19 protein-coding genes and 2 pseudogenes are annotated in these 23,156 nt (G+C 38.5%); 2 read left to right on the top strand and 19 right to left on the bottom strand.

From position 1 onward, the window contains the following. Nucleotides 1–13: 13 nt before the first annotated feature. From IGL70_RS05390 to IGL70_RS05375, 4 genes are all read right to left on the bottom strand, one after another. Nucleotides 14–946 carry a hypothetical protein gene (locus tag IGL70_RS05390; RefSeq protein WP_002296313.1) on the bottom strand — a complete coding sequence of 311 codons (933 nt, stop codon included), beginning with the start codon at nt 944–946 and terminating at the stop codon, nt 14–16. Nucleotides 947–1,124: 178 nt separating this feature from the next. Then, on the bottom strand, nt 1,125–1,784 hold the full coding sequence (locus tag IGL70_RS05385; RefSeq protein WP_002323141.1) for an RDD family protein: 660 nt from the start codon (nt 1,782–1,784) through the stop codon (nt 1,125–1,127). A 2-nt stretch (nt 1,785–1,786) separates the two neighbouring features. Continuing rightward, complete coding sequence (gene sppA / locus IGL70_RS05380) at nt 1,787–2,812, bottom strand: signal peptide peptidase SppA (RefSeq protein ID WP_002323142.1); 1,026 nt, start codon at nt 2,810–2,812, stop codon at nt 1,787–1,789. Nucleotides 2,813–2,824: 12 nt separating this feature from the next. Further along, nucleotides 2,825–3,115, bottom strand: a complete 291-nt coding sequence (locus tag IGL70_RS05375; RefSeq protein WP_002287827.1) for a hypothetical protein — start codon at nt 3,113–3,115, stop codon at nt 2,825–2,827. 409 nt (nt 3,116–3,524) lie between these two features. Between IGL70_RS05375 and glmS the strand changes: the two genes are divergently transcribed. Then, entirely contained in the window at nt 3,525–5,330 is a 1,806-nt protein-coding gene (glmS, locus tag IGL70_RS05370) for a glutamine--fructose-6-phosphate transaminase (isomerizing) (RefSeq protein WP_002323144.1), read from the top strand. Nucleotides 5,331–5,401: 71 nt separating this feature from the next. On the opposite strand, the gene glmM is transcribed toward glmS, so the two are convergent. The 4 genes from glmM to nifJ all read right to left on the bottom strand — a co-directional run bounded on the left by glmM (nt 5,402) and on the right by nifJ (nt 12,715). Then, nucleotides 5,402–6,757: a phosphoglucosamine mutase gene (gene glmM / locus IGL70_RS05365; protein ID WP_002287824.1), complete on the bottom strand. Its 1,356-nt coding sequence runs from the start codon at nt 6,755–6,757 to the stop codon at nt 5,402–5,404. Nucleotides 6,758–6,780: 23 nt separating this feature from the next. Next, nucleotides 6,781–7,950: a CdaR family protein gene (locus IGL70_RS05360; protein ID WP_002287822.1), complete on the bottom strand. Its 1,170-nt coding sequence runs from the start codon at nt 7,948–7,950 to the stop codon at nt 6,781–6,783. Next, nucleotides 7,947–8,834 carry a diadenylate cyclase CdaA gene (gene cdaA, locus IGL70_RS05355; RefSeq protein WP_002287821.1) on the bottom strand — a complete coding sequence of 296 codons (888 nt, stop codon included), beginning with the start codon at nt 8,832–8,834 and terminating at the stop codon, nt 7,947–7,949. Before cdaA ends, IGL70_RS05360 begins: the two co-directional genes overlap by 4 nt. Before the next feature lie 188 nt (nt 8,835–9,022). Beyond that, a complete protein-coding gene (nifJ, locus tag IGL70_RS05350; RefSeq protein WP_104873757.1) occupies nt 9,023–12,715 on the bottom strand; it encodes a pyruvate:ferredoxin (flavodoxin) oxidoreductase in 3,693 nt (1,230 codons plus the stop codon). Between the two features lie 199 nt (nt 12,716–12,914). On the opposite strand from nifJ, the gene IGL70_RS05345 reads away from it, so the two are divergent. Further along, nucleotides 12,915–13,436, top strand: a complete 522-nt coding sequence (locus IGL70_RS05345; RefSeq protein WP_104873758.1) for a DsbA family protein — start codon at nt 12,915–12,917, stop codon at nt 13,434–13,436. A gap of 698 nt (nt 13,437–14,134) precedes the next feature. Here the strand turns inward: IGL70_RS05345 and IGL70_RS05340 are convergent. The 11 genes and pseudogenes from IGL70_RS05340 to IGL70_RS05290 form a co-directional block, all read right to left on the bottom strand. Then, entirely contained in the window at nt 14,135–14,701 is a 567-nt protein-coding gene (locus IGL70_RS05340; protein WP_104873759.1) for a hypothetical protein, read from the bottom strand. 178 nt (nt 14,702–14,879) lie between these two features. After that, complete coding sequence (locus IGL70_RS05335) at nt 14,880–15,491, bottom strand: hypothetical protein (protein ID WP_104765397.1); 612 nt, start codon at nt 15,489–15,491, stop codon at nt 14,880–14,882. Between the two features lie 112 nt (nt 15,492–15,603). Beyond that, nucleotides 15,604–15,863: pseudogene (locus IGL70_RS05330) on the bottom strand (hypothetical protein). A 596-nt stretch (nt 15,864–16,459) separates the two neighbouring features. Continuing rightward, nucleotides 16,460–16,738, bottom strand: a complete 279-nt coding sequence (locus tag IGL70_RS05325; RefSeq protein WP_025476782.1) for a hypothetical protein — start codon at nt 16,736–16,738, stop codon at nt 16,460–16,462. Nucleotides 16,739–16,774: 36 nt separating this feature from the next. Continuing rightward, nucleotides 16,775–17,023: pseudogene (locus IGL70_RS05320) on the bottom strand (hypothetical protein); the annotation flags it as partial. A 362-nt stretch (nt 17,024–17,385) separates the two neighbouring features. Then, nucleotides 17,386–18,060: a DUF443 family protein gene (locus IGL70_RS05315; RefSeq protein ID WP_104765396.1), complete on the bottom strand. Its 675-nt coding sequence runs from the start codon at nt 18,058–18,060 to the stop codon at nt 17,386–17,388. Nucleotides 18,061–18,246: 186 nt separating this feature from the next. Further along, nucleotides 18,247–18,873, bottom strand: a complete 627-nt coding sequence (locus IGL70_RS05310; protein ID WP_002289700.1) for a hypothetical protein — start codon at nt 18,871–18,873, stop codon at nt 18,247–18,249. Between the two features lie 567 nt (nt 18,874–19,440). Next, nucleotides 19,441–20,376, bottom strand: a complete 936-nt coding sequence (gene whiA / locus IGL70_RS05305; protein WP_002289698.1) for a DNA-binding protein WhiA — start codon at nt 20,374–20,376, stop codon at nt 19,441–19,443. A 33-nt stretch (nt 20,377–20,409) separates the two neighbouring features. Further along, a complete protein-coding gene (locus IGL70_RS05300; protein ID WP_002306471.1) occupies nt 20,410–21,408 on the bottom strand; it encodes a gluconeogenesis factor YvcK family protein in 999 nt (332 codons plus the stop codon). Then, the gene (gene rapZ / locus IGL70_RS05295) at nt 21,405–22,289 is read right to left on the bottom strand and encodes an RNase adapter RapZ (protein ID WP_002289695.1); all 885 of its coding nucleotides are present in this window, start codon (nt 22,287–22,289) and stop codon (nt 21,405–21,407) included. The genes IGL70_RS05300 and rapZ overlap by 4 nt, the downstream gene beginning before the upstream one ends. A 134-nt stretch (nt 22,290–22,423) precedes the next feature. Then, entirely contained in the window at nt 22,424–23,155 is a 732-nt protein-coding gene (locus IGL70_RS05290) for an aspartate racemase (RefSeq protein WP_002296517.1), read from the bottom strand. Between the last annotated feature and the right edge of the window lies 1 nt (nt 23,156).

Raw genomic sequence — 23,156 nt, 5'->3', positions numbered from 1 at the left:
TCACTGATAAAATCTAATGGAAGAAGATCATTTGCTGCAAAATTTTTTCTCTTTTTTTTAAAAAATCTTGTTTTTCATCTTCTGTACCTTCATACATCGTTTTTCCTGTACACGCCTCTACAGTCAGTTGAAACCAGCGCTTCGGGTCTTCGATGTATGTATCATAGACAGGATAAACAATTGCAGATTGCAACGTGAATTCTTCTTTTAACACGGAACTAAGCAGCGCATCTTCATTCCCGTAACGATCTGAAAATACACATAATTGCTGGTAACTTGCCTGCTGCTGCGGCTTTGGCAGATCTTTTGGTATGACTTTGACTAACTTTTCTTCAATCGTCAAATAGAAAACAGGATGGCATTCGTTCAATTGCCTAAGTGTCTCCAGTAATTTTGCCCTTGCTAAAATATGGACCTCTGGCGATACAATAAGTTTACTCGCTGTTTGGATAAACTCATGATAAGGAAGCTGTTCGATCTCATCAATAGACGCAAGCTGACGTGCAGGTTCCAACGAAGGAAGTTCCTCCGATTTATTGTGGAGTGCCTTGATCTTCTGCCTCTCCATTTGTCCGGATAATTCTTCTGCAAATTGGATTTTTTCAATGACCCGCTGCTCGAAAGCTTCATAAAAATCTGTACTTGCTATCAATTTTCTAGCATATAAAAAATCTTGTGTACTGATTAACAAGTCAAAATAAAATTCAGCAAACTCCTCATTTTGAAGATACTGTTTTTCATGCAAGAGTGCTTGCTTCAATGCTTCTTTTTTCTCGTCCAACTCGTAAAGACAAAAAACAAGCAGGCTATTAGCCTCAAAGCTTTCTTTCAACTCGTAAGCTCGTTGAAATAATTCTTTTGCCTGCTGATATTGCTGGTTTGCTAGTGCTTGTTGTGCTACTCGCATTAAATTCTCATATTTTTCTGGAAAATCAATCGGCTTCACGCAGTGTCCTCCTCTTGCTCATGTTCAGCTCATGTTCAGCTCATGTTCAGCTCATGTTCAATAGTAGCAAAACAAAAAAAGCATGACAATTAAAAATAACTGAAGCACCCTCTAAAAGCTAGATTTTAGATCTGACTTTTAGAAGGTGCTTTCAACTGTTACTGCTTTTTATTGCTCATCAGCTGTTGACTTCCTGGTTGAATGCTTTGATCAGATTGATCGTAACAACACTTGTATTAGTGAAAAAATCGCCTAGATGTTGCTTTTTCTGATTAAAGATTGCTGGAAGATACCCTAACATCAGCAAAGGAAATTTTAGAATGAACCGGCAAGCACCTTCTCTAACTAAAACGGTTGACCAGCTAAGTTCTTCTTCATCAAAGCTGATGACTCGAATACCAAAGATCATTTTCCCAATCGTTTGACCATGATTGAATTTCGTCAATAAAATAAAATACGCTAGATAAATAAGTAAGGCTGTGAATCCGTAGATACTCAGATAAGAATCTGAAAAATTAAGCCAACCTAGATTTTTGGCAATACCAAGTGTTAAACGCGTAATAGCTCCGATACACAAAAGATCGACCAAGAAAGCAAACATTCGGATAAAAAAACCTGCATAGAAATACTTAGGAAAATCATTTGCTTTTGGCGGTTCATTTCTTGTGTCCGTATACTTTTTCCATTTACGTTGTTTCTTTTTGATTTCTTCGGGCGTCAAAGGCTCTCTTTCAAAAGAGCTCAGTACCTTTTGGGAAAAGTTGGAGTCAGGTCCTACAGCAGGCTGCTGTTGCTTATCTTTTTCTTGTTCCTTATTTTCATTTGAAAGCTCTGACATGCTTACTCACCTCCGTAATAATACATTGCTTTTGGTGATTCCGCTGTCCCTAGATTCTCAAGAACGGATAAGATCTGACTAGTCTCAGAAGGCTTCAATCCCTGGAATTCTGCTAGTTTACTTCCTAACCATGTACTAGCAAACCCAGATGGCGTGGAAGAATATTCTACTAGTTCCGCATCTTCAAGCTGTTGTTCCTTTCGCATAGCTTTTAAAGCATCTTCAGGAAATCCCAATTCATCGACTAAACCTACTTCTTTTGCTTGGACACCATCATAAATCCTTCCATCAGCAATTTTTTTGACTTCTTCTTCAGATTTATTCCGTCCCTCGCTGACGATTGCTACAAAACGACTATATGCGCTGTCGATATATGCTTGAAGCACCGCTTCTTCTTCTTTTGTCTCTGGTCGCGTTCCTGAACCCATATCTTTCAACGCTCCGCTTTTAACTGTTGTATCTTCCACACCCAGTTTTTCTAGAAGTCCTGAATAATTCAATCCTGACATGATCACACCAATTGAGCCGGTCACTGTTTCTTCTGTTGCAAAGATTTTATCTGCTTGAGCAGAAATATAGTAGCCACCGCTAGCTGCCATGTTTTTCATGCTGACATACATTGGGATATCATGTTCTTTACGAATCGTATCCAATTTCTTAGCGATTTCCGCACTTTCGTAGACACCGCCACCAGGAGAATTTACTTCTAAAAAGATACCTTTGACTGTTGGATCTTCTTCAATCGCCTTCAGTTGTTCCATAAAATTTTTATGATTGTAACCTTCAGAAGCAAATAAACCTGAAGACCCTCCCGCAGCAATCGTTCCATCTACTGATAATTTTACGATTTTTTGCGTACTGTCTCCCTCTTCCAACACATTTGAAGCTAGTTCTTCATCCCCATATAACCAACTGTTCAATCCCTCAATTTGATCGTTTTCCTGAGGCTTAGTCAAACTAGCTGAAACTAACGAAACCACAAATAATCCTGCAGCAATCAGAACTGCTGCCCAACGTCTCTTATTCATTCTTTCTCCTTTCTAATACAAGTTTTTTATGACGATCACAGTTTCTGACTGCTCAGAAGTGTCGAACCGCTCTGCTTTTTCTTCCCGCGCATACCCGGAAAACGACTCTTTTGTCAATTCATCTTCTACCGTAAACTCACGAGCTTGAGCAACTTCCAAGGCATCAGGTGCGATTTCTTGGATGCTATCCCAGCCAGTATCTAAAAATATTTTCGTATCATCTGATACACCAGCTGATGCTTCGAATTTGGACAATTGTTTTTTTAACATTCCCAGTGTCATGATCTCAATTTTTGAATCCATTTTTACTCCTCCTCTATCCGATTACTTTCTATTGTACCGAACTCCTGAAAAAGATGATAGATAAAAACCCATTATTTTTTGACATAAAAAGAGCATTTGACAAAGCATTTGATATATACCAATTTATTTTTTATTCTTTTTTTGTTGACAAGAACATTCGCAAAAGGTTATGATTTTAAATGTTTCCAGATAAAAAACAAAAGAGGAGGATAGTTATACCTTTTAGGATAGCGCCAGGTCTGTGTAAACAGATGACGAGGAGAGGGTTTATCGAAAGATTCGGCGGATGGCCCTAGGGACTGCACTCTACAGAAAATCCACAAAAAATATCTGCAAAGATAAAACAAAAGGATTTTCCTGCAGCTGGAAGCATTCATACGAATTCATTATAGAAAGTAGGATGTTTTTTATGTGCGGAATTGTTGGAATGATTGGATTAAAAAATGTAACACCAGGATTGATTGACGGTCTAGAAAAATTAGAATACCGTGGTTATGATTCAGCTGGTATCTTTGTCTCAGATGGCACAACTGATTATCTGGTCAAAGCACAAGGCAGAATTCAAAATTTGAAAAACAAAATAAATATTGATACTACAGGAAATATAGGTATTGGTCATACACGCTGGGCAACTCACGGGCAACCTTCTGAAGAAAACGCCCATCCACATACTTCCCAAAGTGGACGCTTCGTGCTCGTTCACAATGGCGTAATCGAAAACTTTGAAGAACTTAAAATTGCTTATTTAGCAAATGACCACTTTATTGGTGAGACCGATACTGAGATTATCGCTCATCTAATTGAAACTTTCGCGAAGGATACTACAACGCAAGAGGCGTTTTTAAAAGCTTTGCGGGTCATCAAAGGTTCTTACGCTTTCGCTTTGATTGATCGGACAGCACCTGATGTTATTTACGTCGCTAAAAATAAAAGTCCACTATTAATCGGACTCGGCGATGGATTCAATGTGATTGCCAGCGATGCAATGGCTATGCTTGCTCATACGAAGGAATTCGTTGAGATTGAAGATGAAGAGATGGTTACCGTCACATCAGAAAAAGTTATTATTCAAAATTTTGCAGGTGACATCGTAGAACGTTCTTCATTCGAAGCACAAGTAGATTCTTCAGATATCGAGAAAGGTACCTATCCTTTTTATATGCTGAAAGAAATCGACGAACAGCCTATTATCATGCGTCGTATCGCTCAAAAATACGTAACAGAAGACAATCGTGTCTCTCTTGATCAAAAGCTGGTCGATACATTGTCTGATAGCGATCGAATCTATATCGTTGCTTGCGGAACTAGTTACCATGCGGGGTTAGCAGGTAAACAGACTTTGGAAAAATTGACACAGATCCCTGTTGAGGTTCATTTAGCCAGTGAATTTGGCTATAACACACCTCTTCTTTCAAAAAAACCATTCTTTATTTTCTTGAGTCAAAGTGGCGAAACAGCAGATAGCCGCCAAGTTCTGGTAAAAATCAACCGTCTCGGCTACCCTTCACTTACGATTACAAATGTTGCTGGTTCTACTCTTTCGCGGGAAGCATCCTTTACACTGCTATTGCATGCTGGACCCGAAATCGCAGTAGCATCAACGAAAGCTTATACTGCACAAATAGCTGTACTAACTTTATTAGCCAAAGCTATCGGTGATAAAAAAGAATTTGAAACTTCTCTTGTATTCGATATCACTCATGAATTGAGTTTAGTTGCTAATGCGATGGAATCGGTCATCGCCCAAAAAGATTATTTAGAAGAGTTGGCAGAAGTATATCTCAGCGATACAAGAAATGCCTTTTACATTGGACGTGGCGCTGACTACAACGTTTCTCTTGAAGCTGCTTTGAAATTGAAAGAAATCAGTTATATCCAGGCAGAAGGTTTTGCCGCTGGCGAATTGAAACATGGAACGATTGCTTTGATCGAAGAAGGAACACCAGTGATCGGAATCATCAGTGAAGAAGTGACTGGTGCGCATACTCGAGGAAACCTGAAAGAAGTCGAAAGCCGTGGCGCTAAAACACTAGTTATTGTCTCAGAGGGATTAGAAAAGGAAAGTGACCAGCTGGTGCTACCAACTGTCCACCCTTATCTAACTACTCTAACCACAGTCGTACCGACTCAATTACTTGCATATTACGCAACGCTATTACGGGGATTCGACGTTGACAAACCACGTAATTTAGCGAAATCAGTGACAGTAGAATAATAAAAGAACAAGGACCAGTGTCAGACATCTGACACTGGTCCTTGTTCTTTTATTTTTTATGAAAATATCTCTTAATCCAGTCCGATTTCTTCTTTGACTACTGCCGCGATTTTATCGACATAGTAATTAACTTTCTCATCAGTAGGCGCTTCTGCCATCACTCGAAGTAATGGTTCTGTACCGGAAGGACGAACTAGGATTCTTCCTTCTGATCCCATTTCAGCTTCTGCCTCTTCAATCACTTTTTTGATTGCCGGAACATCCATCGCACCGTTTTTATCACTTACGCGGATATTCACTAATTTTTGCGGATAGATTGTTACCTCTGCTGCAAGCTCTGATAATTTCTTACCTGTCTGTTTCATGATATTCAGTAACTGAATTCCTGAAAGCATCCCATCTCCAGTTGTGTTAAAATCTAAGAAAATCATGTGCCCAGACTGCTCGCCGCCAAAGTTATAATCGTTTTTGCGCATTTCTTCTACAACGTAACGATCACCAACTTGTGTAACGACATCTTTCAAACCGATTCCTTCCACCGCTTTGTGGAATCCTAAGTTACTCATGACAGTCGTAACGATCGTATCTTTTTTCAATCGATTTTTTTCTGCCAAGTATTTAGCACAGATAAACATGATTTTATCACCGTCGACAATGTTTCCAAGTTCATCCACCGCAATAATACGATCGCCATCGCCATCGAAAGCTAGTCCAGCATCTGCTCCTTTTTCAACGACCATCTCAGCTAAACGTTCTGGATGGGTAGAGCCTACGCCATCATTGATATTTAACCCGTCTGGATTTGTGCCCATGGTATAAAAATCTGTTTCAAGATCGGCAAACAAACGATTAACACTTGTTGAAGTTGCTCCGTTTGCTGCATCGACACAAATGGTCAAACCGGAAAGGTCACCGTTGATCGTTTGTACAAGGAATTGAGAATATTTCAATAAGCCTTCTGGAAATTCTTCTACAGTTCCCAATCCTTCAGCTGATGGACGAGGCAATTCATCCACTTCAGCATCTAATAATGCTTCAATTTCTAGCTCTTGGTCATCTACTAGTTTAAAACCATCTGCACCGAAAAATTTGATTCCATTATCTTGTGCTGGATTATGAGAAGCAGAAATCATGACCCCTGCGCTTGCTTTTTGCAAACGTGTCAGATAAGCAACACCTGGTGTAGAGATCACACCTAGCTGGAACACTTCGATACCCACCGATAAAAGTCCTGAAATCAGCGCTTCTTCTAACATTTGACCTGAGATTCTTGTATCCCGCCCTACTAACACGCGTGGGCGTTTTCCTTCTTCTTCATGCTGGCTTAGGACATAACCTCCGCACCGTCCCAGCTTAAATGCAAGTTCTGGCGTAAGTTCCTTGTTGGCTTCACCGCGTACGCCGTCTGTTCCAAAATATTTACCCATAGTTGTAAAATTACTCCTTTAACTTAATTTTCTGAGGAATTTGTTCTGCTCATTTGTGTTGATTCGCTTGTTTCTGATGTTTCTTCTGTACTTGTGGTCGAGCTGCTTGTCCCAGATTCCGAACTGGAAGAAATGGTTGTTGTCGATGGTTCCGTTCCTGAATCAGCAGATGAAATACTTCTACTCGTACTTGTATTTTCTTGTGTCCGACTGCTCGTCGAAGCAGAGCTACTGCTTGACGTTTGCAACACGGGTGTAATCTCCACACTAACTGATTCGGGCTTGATACTTAACCCCTCTTCTACTGGTATTTCAATTTTACGAGTTGTTCGATGATTGATACCTGAGACATTGATCGGTACAGCAATACTGTCACCGATCGATGCAAGCAAATCGCTAGAGCCGCTTACTTCTGCTTCCAGTTTTGAAAAACTGAAATCATAGCTTTCTACCCCGGCAGCAGGTGTTCCTTGCTGTATCCCATAAAGTCGTACCGACTTGCTTGGCTTGATCGAATCAGCTCTCACTGTTACTTGCACTGGATCAGAGACGATACTTAATACTTCCCCTGCTGCATTCAGCGCCTGTATTGGGACCTCACTATTAATCCCATCATCTGTGACCATCGAAGCGTCCACATCAGCTACTACTCGTTTGATTTCTGCCAATGTTTTGTCACCTGTAGTGATAGAGACTTTTTTAGGACTAACGGAAGTATCATCAAGTTCATATCCAGATGGTGTGAACGTTGAAGGAATCAACGTTTCCACATCGAAATCTTTTATTACCTTTTTCTCAACCGTTACTGTAATAGTCGATGGTTCGATCTTTGCTGTGACAGCACTGCTCAAATTTTGAATTTTTAGCGGAACTTCATGTGTTCCTTCGCCCAGCTTAGTGATATCTGCTGTGACGCGGAACATCCGTGTATCTTCGTTTGCCTCTGCATTCAACTGAACTCGGTTTGCACTGGAAAGTTTGACAGTCACTGCATTTTCATATCCATGGATATAGTAGCGCTTTGAATCATAAGAAATCTTGATCGGCACCCCAGTAACTGTTTGATTATACGCTTCATTTCCAGAAAGCGTATTTGGAACGGACTGGCCATTTGCATTGAAGTACAGCGCAATACTGAACAGCAATGCAATAAAACTGTAAAGAATGCTTGTCCGTTTCTCTTTTGAGATCATTTGCGATCCCCTCCCTTAGTCATACCGTCTAGGAAAGATTGAATCACGTTTTTCTTGTTTTTTGTTTTCTCTTCAGCAATTAGTTCTCTACGCAAAATTGCCAAATATTCTTGCTGGGATAAGCCAGCCATCAGTTCATTATCTAATGTAATGCTGACATCCCCAGTTTCTTCAGAGACAACGATGGTAATCGCGTCGCTGACTTCGCTTATACCGACAGCTGCCCGGTGTCGAGTCCCGAATTCTTTTGGAATCAACATACTTTCTGATAGAGGAAGATAGGCGCTTGCTACTGCGATCTTTCCTTCTTTTACAATAACTGCACCGTCATGCAGCGGTGTATTAGGAATAAAGATATTGATCAGCAGCTCTCCAGTGATATCTGCATCTAATGCAATTCCTGTCTCAATATACTCATCTAATCCAGTATGACGTTCGATAGTGATCAACGCACCGATTTTTCGCTTGGACATATATTGGATGGCTTTGTCAAAAGACAAGATCATCTTCTCATCTTCCTGCTGTTCGCTTTTTGATTGTTTGAAAAGCGAACTGCGTCCAAGATGTTCCAGTCCTCTCCGGATTTCCGGCTGAAAAATCACGATAGCAGCTATCACCCCGTACGTAATGACTTGGTTCATCAGCCAAGACAAGGTGTGCAGACCAATGATTTCCGCTACGATTCGGATAACAATAAAAATAGCTACACCTTTCAGAAGCTGAATCGCTTTTGTGCCTCGCAGCAGTTGGATCAGTTTGTATACAAGATACCAGACAACCAGAATATCAAGTATGTTCACCAAAAAATTCAGAGAGAACAAGTCACCGGAAAACATTTGCTGCCAATAGTCCAAATTAAAAAGTTCCCCGATTTGAAATGACATAAAAAGCCTCTCTTCTCTTTTGAGATTTCCTCTCTAGTATATCATATGTTTTAATTTTAGAGGCTGATCTGCTCGTATTTTTCTTGAGAAAAACGCATAATTTTCAGGAAAATTGCAAGTATGCGTTTTATTTTTCTCTGCAATAAATATTTTTAAACTTCAGAGAATTATTCATTATATTTTTTCTGTTATTTTTCCTTTTTTTCTTTTGTAGCTTGTTCCATTTTTTTACGTCGTTCTGCTCTGGCAGCTCTTCTAGCAGCTCTTCTTTCTTCTGCTTCAAGGTCCGTCGTTTTTTCTTTTCTAGTCTTAACGGGTACATCGATAGATTCCTCTGGTTCAAGTCGTTTCTTGATTTTTTCTAATTCTCCCGTCAGTGCAGCATAGTTGTAAAAACGTGTTTTAGCGTCTTGGACAGTCTTTTCAAATAAAGCTTTTGCAAGATTTGGATTTGCGTTCTCTAGCGAGGAAAAGCGAACTTGTTTCCTCATGAAATCAGGCATAGCAGAGAAATCAGGTTTTTTGTAGTCCAAAGTCATTGGGTTCTTGTTTTTTTCGACCATTGCAGGGTTATATCGATATAATGACCAATAGCCAGAAGAAACAGCTTCTTTTGCTTCTTTAAGCGATTCTTTCATTCCACCAAGCAAACCATGTGTGATACAAGGCGTATAGGCAATGATTAAAGAAGGTCCAGGATACTTTTCTGCTTCTTCAAATGCCTTTATCGTCTGCATTTGATTGGCACCTGAAGCAATTTGCGCCACATAAACATTTCCATATGTCATCGCCATCATTCCTAGATCTTTCTTTGAAGCATACTTTCCACTAGCCGAAAATTTAGCGATTGCCGAAGCTGGTGTTGCTTTTGAGGTTTGACCGCCAGTATTGGAATAGACTTCGTTATCCAAAACAAGAATATTCACGTCTGCTCCGCTGGCAAGTACATGATCGATCCCGCCAAAACCAATGTCGTAAGCCCATCCGTCTCCACCAATCATCCATTGACTGTTTTTTACGAATAGATCCTTTCTCTTGTATATATCCTCCAGTTCAGGGACAATTGATCGTTCGCTTTCGATCGCAGCTTGCAGTTTTGCTGCTCTTTGCTGCGTTCCTTCACTCTCAAACACGTGTACCAACCAGTCTTCCATCAATTCTCGTAGTTCTTCTGATACTTTTGGCAATACTTCTTTGATTGAACTTGCCAAAGCCTCGCGACGAGTCTGTGCCGCTAGAAGCATACCATAACCAAATTCAGCATTATCTTCCAATAAAGAATTTGACCATGCAGGCCCTTGACCACATTCATTTGTCGTATAAGGAGAAGCAGGAGAAGCACCGCCCCAAATAGAAGAACAGCCTGTCGCATTCGCGATCATCATTCGATCACCGAACATTTGTGTCAATAATTTTACATAAGGTGTTTCGCCACAGCCTGAGCAAGCGCCCGAGAATTCAAGAAGCGGTTGATTGAATTGTGTAGACAAGACAGTATTCTTTCCTTTGACTGGATTTGCTTTTTGTCTTAATGTCATTGCAAAAGCCCAATTCACAGCTTGTTCTTTCTGTTCTTCATAAGGCTTCATCACTAAAGCTTTTTCTTTTGCGGGACAAGCCTCTACACACAGACCACAACCTGTACAGTCTTCCACTGAAACTTGGATACGGTATTTTACGCCGTCTGCGCCTCGCATTTCTCTCACGATAAATCCTTCTGGCGCTTCTTCCATTTCCTCTTCATCTGCTAAAAATGGACGGATGGCAGCATGAGGACAAACAAAGGCACATTCATTACACATCGTACAGCGATCACTAATCCACTCAGGTACTTCTAAAGCGACGCCCCGCTTTTCCATAGAAGCCGTTCCTAAAGGCATCTCTCCTGTTGTCATTCCATTTGCTACAAGTGTACCAACAGAGAGTTGATTTCCTTCCTGTGCATTCACTGGTTCAAGTATTTCTTGTACATAACCAGTGTTCCTTTTATTGATTTTTTCAGGCATCTCCAACGTTCTCCAATGGTCTGGGATCGCGACTTGATGAAGCAGTTCGGTCGTCCGATCGATTGCTTGTATGTTTTTTTCTACGATAGCCATTGATTTATGTCCATAGCTTTTCAGGGCTTCTTCTTTTAGCAGCGGAATCACCTCATCAAAAGGAATGATGTCAGCTAATTTAAAAAAAGCCGTTTCCATTGCCGTATTGATCCGGCGTCCCAAACCGACTTCTTGGGCCAATCTCATGGCATTGATCGTATAGAATCTAATGTTATTTTCAGCCAAGTAACGTTTTAATTTTAAGGGCAGATGCGTTTCTAATTGTTCGTCGCTCCAAAGAGTATTCAATAAAAAAATGCCACCTGGCTTCAATCCTTTGACCAAGTCATAGCTATGCAGGTAAGCTGGTGTGTGACAGGCAACAAGGTCCGCATGCTCGACAAGATACGCAGAACGTATCGGCGTATCTCCAAAACGAAGATGAGAGACAGTTAGACCGCCAGATTTTTTCGAATCATAATAAAAATAGCCTTGCGCATATTTATCGGTGTGATCTCCAATAATCTTGATAGCTGATTTATTTGCTCCGACTGTTCCGTCAGATCCAAACCCCCAAAACTTGGCCTGGAATGTTTGCGGTTCTGTCAAATCCAGACTTTCCTTTGGTTCCAAAGATTGATAAGTCACATCATCAACGATCCCTATGGTAAAACGTTTTTTGCGTATGCTTGGGTCTTTTTTCAATTCATCAAAAACTGCTGAGATTTGGTCGGGAGTCACATCTTTAGACCCCAATCCGTAGCGACCACCAATAACAGCCGGGCGAAGTTCAGAATCATATAATGCACTTTGAACGTCTAATAAGAGAGGTTCTCCACCTGCCCCTGGTTCTTTACTTCGATCAAGAACAGCAATTGTTTTTACTGTATGAGGCAACTTTTGCACGAATGTTTCCACTGGAAAAGGACGATAAAGATGGATATTCAAAAAACCTGTTTTCCGTCCGTTTGCATTCAAGTAATCAATCGTTTGTTCAATCGTCTGTGCAACTGATCCCATAGAAACAATGACTTCTTCCGCATCGTCTGCTCCGTAATAAGTCACCAAGTCATAAGAAGTTCCTCGTAATCGGTTGATCTCTTTCATATATTTTTGAACGATTTCAGGTAATTTATCATAATAGGGGTTGATCGTTTCCCGTTGTTGAAAATGGATGTCTGGATTCTGGTTCGTACCACTAACAGTCGGATGATTGGGATTCATCCCTCGTTTACGAAATGAAGCTAATTTCTCCTGATTGATCAGAGGAGCTAATTCTTCATATTCCAAAACTTCGATTTTTTGAATCTCGTGACTCGTACGGAATCCATCAAAGAAATTCAAAAAAGGGACTTCTCCTTCAATAGAAGCAAGATGGGCAACAGGTGCTAAATCCATCACTTCTTGTACACTGCTTTCAGCTAACATAGCAAATCCTGTTTGTCTTGCAGCCATCACGTCTCCGTGATCTCCGAAAATATTCAACGCATTTGTCGTCACTGCCCGACTAGCAACGTGGAAAACACTTGGCAGTAGTTCCCCAGCAATCTTGTACATATTCGGTATCATCAAAAGCAGCCCTTGTGAAGCGGTATATGTAGTTGTCAGTGCACCAGTTTTCAATGATCCATGGACCACACCAGCTGCTCCTGCTTCGGATTGCATTTCTACTACTTTTACTGGTTGACCGAATACATTTTCTTTACCTGCTGCTGACCATTGATCTACTAATTCAGCCATGGTCGAACTGGGTGTTATTGGATATATTGCAGCAATCTCGGTAAATGCATAAGAAATATATGCGGCTGCCGTATTGCCATCCATTGTTTTCATTTTTCGCATGATTCATCATCCTTGTTCATATTCTCTCTTATTATCTGTTCCATTATAACGTAAAACATGCCATTTTTTTCTTTTATTTATAAAAATATTTTACATATATCTATTTGAATTGGTCATCTAATTTTTTTGACAAACAGTCTAAATCGTTGCCTTTTTTTGTCAGACATGTATAAACTATAAGCGAAAGAGGTGTTTTAACATGGATATATCAGTGATTGATGCAACGAAAACAAATACACAAAAAGGAATCCTTTATGGTTCATCGAATGCTCCTAAAAAAATGGTCGAATTCATCAACTTAGCTTGTCCGTATTGCCGACAATGGTTTGAAGAATCTTATGAGCTATTAGAAGAAGCAGTCCAAAGCGGGCAATTGCAGCGAGTGATCAAATTGTTCGATAAAGAAAAAGAAAGCTTGCAGCGAGGAAACGTGATGCACCGGTATCTCACAATCAGCGATGGTCAAAAAGCGATCAAAGAGATCAAACAAATATTCGATACTCAAGACGAGTGGAAACATCTTTCTCTCCAAGAAGTAGCGAATTTTGCAGTAGATAAACTAAAGCTGACAGAACAAAAAGACGAACAGCTGAGCCAAGCTGTCATCAACGAAGCTGAGCAAGCACATATTCGATTTGTTCCAACTGTCATCTTGGGTAAAGAAATCTTTGATGAATCTATTTCAATAGAGGAATTAAAAGAATTGATCCAAACAAAATAAAAAAATAAGGAGCGTGGGACAAAAGTAAAGAACACTTTTGTCTCACGCTCAAAACACGTATAAACGGCGGAAGCAGAAGCAACTCCTTCTTATTTCTTGGAGTTAAACGCTTCTGTCCCAGCCTCCTTATTCCGAATAAATGGTGTCCAAAAGCTTGCATCTGCCAGATTATCTCATTTCTTATGACAAGCTAAGCAAATTATCTCCACCAAATAATTTATTCATATTTTTGACTTGCGCATACTAACTAATTCTTAAATTTTCATACAAAATTTCTCAATTCCCCTTAACGAGTAATATTTATGTACGGTGATTCTCACTAGTATCCCAATCACTTTTTAAGTTATCCCGTTTTCAATTCTACTTCAAAAATAGTTGCTTTTATGTATGCTGTTAGTTGATTAGATGGTCGTTTGTTGAGCTAGGTCGTTTATTTTAAACAAGTTGTTTCTTTAGCTTATACCTATCTCGTCTACCAAACGCAAGATGGCAAACACAAATGCATACGCATCTGTATTTGCCACTTTGATTCGTATAAAGCTAACAACTCTTAACTCCTCTCATCTAATAGTTGCTCTCTTTTTTATTCAGATTCATTTTTGCTGATCACAGCCTAGTATTTCAATGGTTTTGAACACTAAACCAAATTGTTCCATTACAACATTCACTGGCTGATGAAATGGATTAGTAGATTTCGATTATTCAAAGCGATTTTCTATTGGTGGATCGTGTTCCCAACTAATAAGACGGATTCCAAAGTCATTATATAACTCTTCAAGAGTTAACCCTCTCCTGTTCCCAATAGATGTATCTCTCCCACGCTCGATATAAAATATGGAGTTTCGAATGCCAAGACCTGGCAAATCTTTCCTTGTTACAGTTACACTGCTACTAACTTCCCCCATATAAAATCCAGCTCCTCCAAAATGATAATATATTTTTCGACCATCATCTAACTCATGTAACAATAATTGTTGTGCCCTCTTGTCACTCGCCAAATGCAAACGCCACGTGCGATACCCTGCCATGCTACCTGCATCTGCAGAAAATCCATCAAATAATGCAACAATTGTATCTTCTATCACAATCCTTTCCCCATCTACTTCATATTCTAATCTAAAATCAAACTCCCCTCGGGTAATTTCTGGTCTTGGTGGCTTAGGGCCCAATATTATTCTACTTAAAACCGCATTCGTTCCCAGATGAAACACAGCTATAACAACAATAATGATTAATATTTTGTTTCTATTTGATAAATTTCTCATTATTCGCACATCACCTCTACATTCTCACATATTAGTTCGTAATACTCCTTTAATATCAAAATATCTACTGGTCGTAATAATATTCGCTATGAATTCCTACTACTCGTATAAGAAAGGCCAAATCATCAGCTTTTACTTGCTGATGATTTGGCTTGTTTCTATTTATCGTAATTGTTTTCTAATCACCAAAATTGTTAACAATCGGTTCAGATATTTCCCAGTTGATTAAGGTAATTCCGTATTGTGTCAAAACTTCTTGCGCTTCTCCGAAATTAAGTACAGTTCTTATGTATCCACTTTCTCCTAATATAAAGTCTACCTCTCTTCTAAAACCTTCCTCGAGATTTCTAAGGGCTATATGTGGTTTTAATGACATTGATTGTACATTTTCCCCCATATAATATTGCGCACTTCCTCGACTAAAATAGATTCCTAGATCGTCCCCAAAAGGTAGATCTTCTCTACCACTAGCTAATCTACTTCTCCATCTTCGTTCTCTTTTCATAGAACCTGCGCTGAACTCACATCCGTTAAACTCAGCTATGACAGTATCTTCAATTATGTTAAGCTGTCCATCTAATTCGTATTCAATCCTAAATGGAAATTCTCCATAGGTGATTTCCGGTTCGGGTATTTTAGGCGAGATTAATGCAAAGAAAGGAAATATTAAGCTTGGTAACATCAAAAACACTCCTCCTATAATCACAATTCCCGATGCAATCCAAAATATAATTTGTACAATTCTCATTGATCCATTGTATTCCATTTTATTCCCCCTATTACTATTCATATCCGCCTATCTATATCGATCTTCCAATGCAGACATAATTGCTTCCATACCTTGATTTTTTACTGAGTTACCTATGCGAGATATCATTCTCCACTAAGGTGCATCATATTGTCTATCTAACATGATTAACTCTCCAATCGGACTACTTATTCCACCGAAAAAATTATTTAATGCATCTCCTTCGACAACATAAGCCACCATGTTTGCTGTATATGTGTTTGAGTCTAATTCATAAGCAGATAAATTTACTGTCGCTGGATTAAATATAATCGCATTCGTATTTATAGCTACTTAATTTGCTGCTTCAGCACCACCTTTTGAATGTCCGATCATTGTGATTTCAATAGTAGGATTTACGTGGACAGCCCTCACCGTTTACCCTGACCATTATAGAAATCGCTTACTTTTTTGAACTACGCAACAAAGGATACAATGCTCCTAACTTCACTGTCTCCATTTTTGTCCACTAAGGAATATAAAAAATAGGCATTAGTTCATTTAATTCGGTCACAACACATTACCTTTTAAATCATTATACTGTACCTCATACATTATTATCAATAAACTATTATAAAAATGCAAAAAATGCTTTATCAATCCTATTTTGTAATTGGTCATAATATCATTGAAATCATACCCTGTATCGATTTTTCCTATGAATCTCGTCTCTTTGTGATTGACGAAAAAGAGGCAAGACAGACACTGGAATGGTAATTTTACCCACTATTTTGCTCCAACTATTTGTAATCGTACCCACTTTTGAAATACCAAGATGATCATTTAAATTGATATGCTGATTCCCAAGCAAAACCCCAAGAAATTAAATGCTCTATCGCATCTAGCTTCTTGGGTTTTGCTTATATAAATTCCAACATTTAAATTTTTTATGCTGTTCGGTCTCAGAAATGCCGTTTTTGCTTATATCACATATCAAGATGTCAAATTATTCGTGTTGCCGATGACTTTGATTAATTTTTTTCAAATTGTTTATTAAGACTAATGCTGTCTTTTTGCAGATACCAATGTTCGAACTTTTTAACATTATCATATGATCCTGCAAGTTTTAACTTCTTACCATTAGATGTTATCAAAGTTATAATTAACCTTGCCTTTTTCCCATTAGGATCTTTTATTTTATGAATTTTCTGCAGGTAATCTCTCCTAATGGCAACTATTTTTACCTCATCAGTGCTGATAAACCATTGATCATCCACATACATACTGCCTGTTATGTTGTGTTTTTCCATTTCTTCCGAGAACGAAAAGTTTAAGGCTCGTTCTTGCTTCCAAAGTTGAATGAGTCCATGGATTGGACTTAGTGTGAGAATTGAGAACAACAATAAGAATCCATATCCTCTCGCAAACATCCCTAAGGCTATACTGTCTATCCATCCATAAGTAGGATTAGAAGAGAAAAGAGTCACCGTTTGTAATAATATGAAAAGGAATAATCCAGCACAAACACCAAAGATAACAACTCCAAACATTGAATTTTTATACAATGACCATTTATTTATAGGCTTTTCTTTCATTTTACTTCCCCCTACTGTTCTGTTCACACGGAATGAATTCAAAGTTCATAAGCCCTCCTCTTTGAACATATGAATACGACTTGCTAACTATACTTTAAAAAAGCTTGTTTTAAGCGGTTATAGGCGGGTTGTAATCTCTATTCATCTCATTAGCAAATATCTTGCCGAAAAGTCTACTGAAATTAAAGCAGATAGTAGAAGAATTATCTAGCCAGGATAGACACTATTTGTGAAACATATGCCTTTACTTTTGAAATTCTATGATGAAAAGCCTTGGAATACAGTAGCTCTTAATTGGTAATACTTTTTCCATTATAAATAACCTCTTTTCATTTTATATTTATCCCCTCTAAAAATAATATCTAATCTAATATTTTAAACTTATATTTCCCTCGCTGTGCTAATAGAGCATTACTAAATAAATAGAAACTAGAAAAAAGCATTACGCCTGCCAGAATAAACCAATTATTTGAAACTATAAACGCCACCATAGAAGAAACAGAAAACAGTATAAGCATTATAAAAATTATCAACAACCTTGATCCTTCTTTTATAGATTCAGGAAACAGTATAATTTTAGTACTAGACAAATTGTTTACACCGATTAGTGTTAAAATATCTTTATTCTTCTTGCTAACATAACCCTTTATGCACAAAAGAACAGCTATACTTAAAGTAACAAATAAATAACGAATCTCAATAGAAAAATCACTATAAATACTCTCTAGGATAGGACCGACAATTGAAGAAGTCACTACCGCAAATGCTGGACCTATCCAAGCAACATTAGAATGTTCTTTCTCTCTTTTCCTTTGTAAATCTTTGTTGAGTATTAATCTATTTATTTCTTCTGCAGGCAAGTTAATTTTCATAACCTTATGGGGGATTATCCAATTAAAAATCGGAAAAAGGTAGCCTCCCCAAAAAGTATAGTGATCTGTGTCAATCAGATAATAACCTGATTTTGATTCCAGAATAACATATCTCAAAGCCGAACGAAAATTTTTCATGAATATCCATAATCTCACTGTTTCCACACCTAATTCCCCCAATTCCAATTAAATGGATTTATAGCATCACCAATTATGTTAACTGCCTGACCAACCTCATTGATAAAATTGATGCCCCTATCCCATGCTTCAACAATGCTATATATCTATCAAACAAAAAATGGAAAACTAAATACTCGCGCACATAAATTTTACATTCTGTTTTTTATAAGACTAATAATAATCATTGAAAAAATTTCTTATCGGTGGCGCATATTCCCAATTGATTAATGTGATCCCATATTCTGCAAGTATTTTACGAGCTTCTTCTAAGTCATAGTGAGAAAAATGCATAAAACCTGCAATACGATCACGGACTGTGAGCTGTGGCTTGCTTCCACCATCATTCATAAAATATCCAGCAGAGCCACTACTTAAAGTGATTGTTACATCTTCACTTTCTATTATTAAGAATTCATAATGAAATGCTTTCAACTCTCCACTATTATTTAAAAGTTTTATACTCCAACTTCGTCTAGGTTGAGTTGTCACATTCCCTCTAAAACTTCCTATAAATTCTGCAATCACCGTATCTTCAATCAAAATTCTTTCCTCATCTATTTCATATTCAAGACTAAACGGAAATTCTCCATATGTAATCTCTGGCAATGGTGGTGCTGTAGTTCTCCAAATAAATACAATAACTGTGAATAGAAAAAATCCAACGATCGATATAAATGTTATGAGACCTGCTCGAAGTAAAACCCGATATAATAAAAATGCTGTATTTCGCTTTGCTATATCTAGAAAAATAAAAAGTACTGCAATCATAATGATAGTAAAAGTTGTAAAAAAGCACATTTTTTGCCCTCCCTTTATAAACATCGATTCTCAAATTCTAAACCAAATCTTGATAGTTCAAGTTCAGGTATAACGTATACCAATCATACATCCCAATTACTATTTATGAACTTATGATTATCACTGAATAAATCACTCCATTCCCTTGTTAAAACTTCTACATTAATTACACCTGGTTGTTTTCGGCTAGCTAATCCAATGAACTTATCAACCATCCTTATCCACCAACCACGAGAATCTTGACCAGAAGTAAGAAAAACAGTTCTCAAGGTTGATCGAGCAGTTCCTTCCAGTTTTTAATTAATCTCCAGTTATAGATAAATACTTGATCCTATCTATATCAGGACTTCTATATTAAGCAAAAGTTTATGTATAAAACTAAAATCTTCATTCAGTTGTCTCCCCGCTTTTTATACGATTGTATTAAAAAACAATAGAAGCCTTTCAAAATTATGTTACACCAGTAAAGTTGGAATTATAGTTTGACGGAAGAAAAGCAAGTATAGCTTTTAAAAAAAAACTGATACATTCGCATCTCCTGCTTCATGTATCAGTTTTTTCTTTGGATTAAACTGCTTCTTCACGCAGTTTTTCCGCAAATTCATTTATTTTGCGAATTCGGTGATTAATTCCCGATTTTGATATTGCACCTGAGGGAATCATTTCCCCTAATTCTTTCAAGCTGACCTCTGGATGTTGAAGCCGAAGTTCTGCGATTTCCTGAAGTTTTTCAGGAAGAGCATGTAGACCGACCTTTGCTTCGATCAATTCGATGTTTTCGATTTGTTTAGAAGCCGCATCAATCGTCTTGTTCAGATTTGCTGTCTCACAATTGACTAGACGATTGACCGAATTTCTCATATCCCGTACGATTCGAACATCTTCAAATCGGAGCATTGAGTTGGTTGCACCAATCAATGTTAAGAAATCAGCAATTTTTTCTGCTCCTTTTAAATAAGAAATATAGCCATTGCGCCGTTCAAGCGTTCGAGCATGTAGACCGTAATAATTTAACATATCGCAAATGTCTTGGTTATGCTGTTCATAAATAGAAAATATTTCCAAATGATAACGACTCGTTTCCGGATTATTGACTGAACCTGAGGCCATAAAAGCACCACGTAAGTAAGAACGCATTTTTTGCGAATTTCCCATAATCTCGTCCGAAACGTGTCCATTGAACATCATACCATCCATGATATCAAGATCCATCAACACATCTTTTGTGCCTTGCTTCAACCGGACGATATAGACATTGTTCTTTTTTAATTTCATTTTTTTACGAACGAGTAGCTCACTTCGTACCTGATAATGATCTTTCAAAAGAGAATAGATACGTCTGGCAATTGCAGCATTTTCTGTTTGGACGTTCAAAATAAACTGCTGGTTCACAATACCTAAAGAGCCGTTCATTCGCAGCAAAGCAGCTAATTCCGCTTTCGCATGTTCTCGATGAACTTCCAAACCAGTTAGTTCTTTCTTCACATCTGCAGCAAATGACATCCTATTCTCCTCCTTTCTCCAACAATAAATTGCTTAATATTTTGAACCGAAAACTAAACGGAACAATTCTTCTACTACTTTGTCTCCATCGTGGAAGACACCACCATCTTTCAATTCTAAAAAGTCGGTGGAAATCACTCGACATCCTTCATTTCTCAATCCGTTGAAGTCGTGTGCGACTTGTACTAGATACTCATCATAGATCTCTGGGTCCATATAATCTTCAGGCACTTTTTCCGTATTGACCAATACTGTATCGATAAAAGGCTGATTCAAATGCTTGTGTAAAACACGTATATGATCGGCATCTGTGAAATGTTCCGTTTCCCCTTTTTGAGTCATGATATTACAGATATAGACGGTTTCAGCAGTTGTCTTGAGCATTGCTTCGCCGATTTCTGGTATCACTAAATTTGGAAGGATACTGGTGAATAAACTTCCGGGTCCCAAAACGACCATGTCGGCGTCCATAATTGCTGAAACGACTTTTCGAGCCGCTTTGGCTTCACTTTTATCATTTGTGTTGCAGACATACACACGGTCAATGGTTTTACGGTCGATCGCGATTTTAGATTCTCCTACTGCAGTCGTTCCGTCTTTAAAAACAGCATGCAAGGTCAAAGGAGTTTCTGAAGAAGGATAAACATGTCCATCTACATGCATCATTTTTGCTAATAATTGAATCGCCTCATAAGTGCTTCCCCGCATCTCGGAAACTGCGGCAATGATCAGATTACCGATCGTATGATTGGCTAAAAACTGATCTTCCTTTTTGAAACGGTATTGGAAAATATCTTCATAGAATTGTGGCATATCCGATAACGCCACTAAGACATTTCTCAAGTCACCAGGAGGAGCCATAGCGATCGATTCTCTGATTGCACCGCTGCTTCCACCATCATCTGCAACAGTCACTACTGCTGTGATATCTGCTCCTTGATTTCGTAAACTTTTCAGGATAACTGGCAGACCAGTGCCACCGCCGACCACTACGATCTTTGGTTTTCTTATCCGGTAGGTTTTCATTTTCACGACCGGTTCACCGTCTCTTTCCTTTTATCCTTGTCCCGATGTGTCACATTGACTTTATAGTTTTTCCCTAAAGCATTTGCCAAACGTTCAGTCAATGCCACAGAACGGTGTTGACCGCCTGTACAGCCGATTGCAACTGTCAAGCTGCTTTTTCCTTCTTTAATGTATCCAGGCAATACAGTTTCCAGAAGATCCAAAAATTTATGGTAGAATGATTGCGTTTCATCAAAGGACATCACATAATCATAGACTGGCTGATCTTTTCCGGTCAATGGTCTTAGTTCCGGGATATAATGAGGGTTGGGCAAAAAACGCACATCCATCACAATATCCGAATCGATCGGCAACCCGTATTTAAAACCAAATGATACAAATTCGATCCGAAATCCTTGGTCTCCCTTTGATTTGAATGACTCATTGATTTTTTCACGTAATTGTCGTGGTGTCAATGTTGTCGTATCAATGATCACGGAAGCTTGGGCTTTCAAGTCGTCTAGTATCGCCCGTTCTTTACGTATCCCTTCAGTGATCAAACCGTCCATCGCCATTGGATGTGCTCGTCTTGTTTCTTTGTAGCGAGCCACTAGTTCTTCGTCTGAAGCATCTAAAAATAAGATAGAAGTGTCGATGAAGTTCGTATTTTCGATTTCGATCAGCATGTTTTGGATTTCTTCAAAGAAGGAACGAGAACGCAAATCCACTCCTAAAGCCATTTTTGTGACTTTACCTGATTCTTTGATCAATTCCCAGAATTTTGGAATCAATCGAGGCGGCATATTATCGATACAAAAATAGCCCATATCTTCAAAACTTTGGATAGCTACTGTTTTCCCTGCACCACTCATACCTGTTATGATGACTAATTGCAAATTATCTGTCATATTTACGAACCCCTCTCACATTGTGCATAATAAAATTATATCATTCCGGGCGTATCATTGCCAGTTTTCTTTTTCTTTTACAAAAAGATTTGGACCAAATATCTTTTAGGATATTTGCCCCAAATCCAATTTTTTTACTTTTCCGATGCTGTATCCAATGCCTCGCTTCTTTCAGCTAATGCACGTTCGATCGTTCGATCCGCTAAAATAGATTGAGCATCGATCACTGGGTAATGATTATCTTCAGCAAATTCATGCATCAAAGATAATTCTGTGCAACCTAGGATGACTTTTTCACAGTTTAGGCGCTCTACCGCTTCCTCTAAGATTTCGTAATAGAGCTCTTGATTCAAATAATCCGATTCCTTGATCTCATGATAGATCAGGTAATTGATTTTTTCTTGAAGCGCAGTATCAGGAATCACTGTTTCGAAACCAAGATTTTTGACTTCGCGTTCATAGATTCCAGCTTTCATACTTCCTTCTGTTCCTAGAATCGCTACTCTCCCTGTCGTATGCTGACGGACAAGTTCATTTGCTGCTTCTCTTGGCATATGCAAGATAGGAATATCCGTTGCCGCTTGTAACTCTTCAAAAAAGTAGTGTGCGGTGTTACAAGTCAACACAATGAAGTTTGGTCGCAATAAATTTTGTTTCTCAATATCATCCAGCAGAAACGGCATTGGATTTTCTTCTGATCGATCTAAAATATAAGCTGTACGATCAGGAACTGTTGCATGATTGAATAAGACATAATTCAAATATTCTTGATCTTTTGTAGCTTTCGTTCGGTGGTTGATCAAGCGAACAAAACTTTCTGTCGCCATCGTGCCCATTCCGCCTAAAATACTGAAAAAATTCTCCATG

The organism is Enterococcus sp. DIV0901a (assembly GCF_051711525.1).
Lineage (GTDB): Bacteria > Bacillota > Bacilli > Lactobacillales > Enterococcaceae > Enterococcus_B > Enterococcus_B faecium.
Note: the sequence above shows the minus strand (reverse complement) of the source record. Positions and strands in the feature narration are given on the sequence as shown.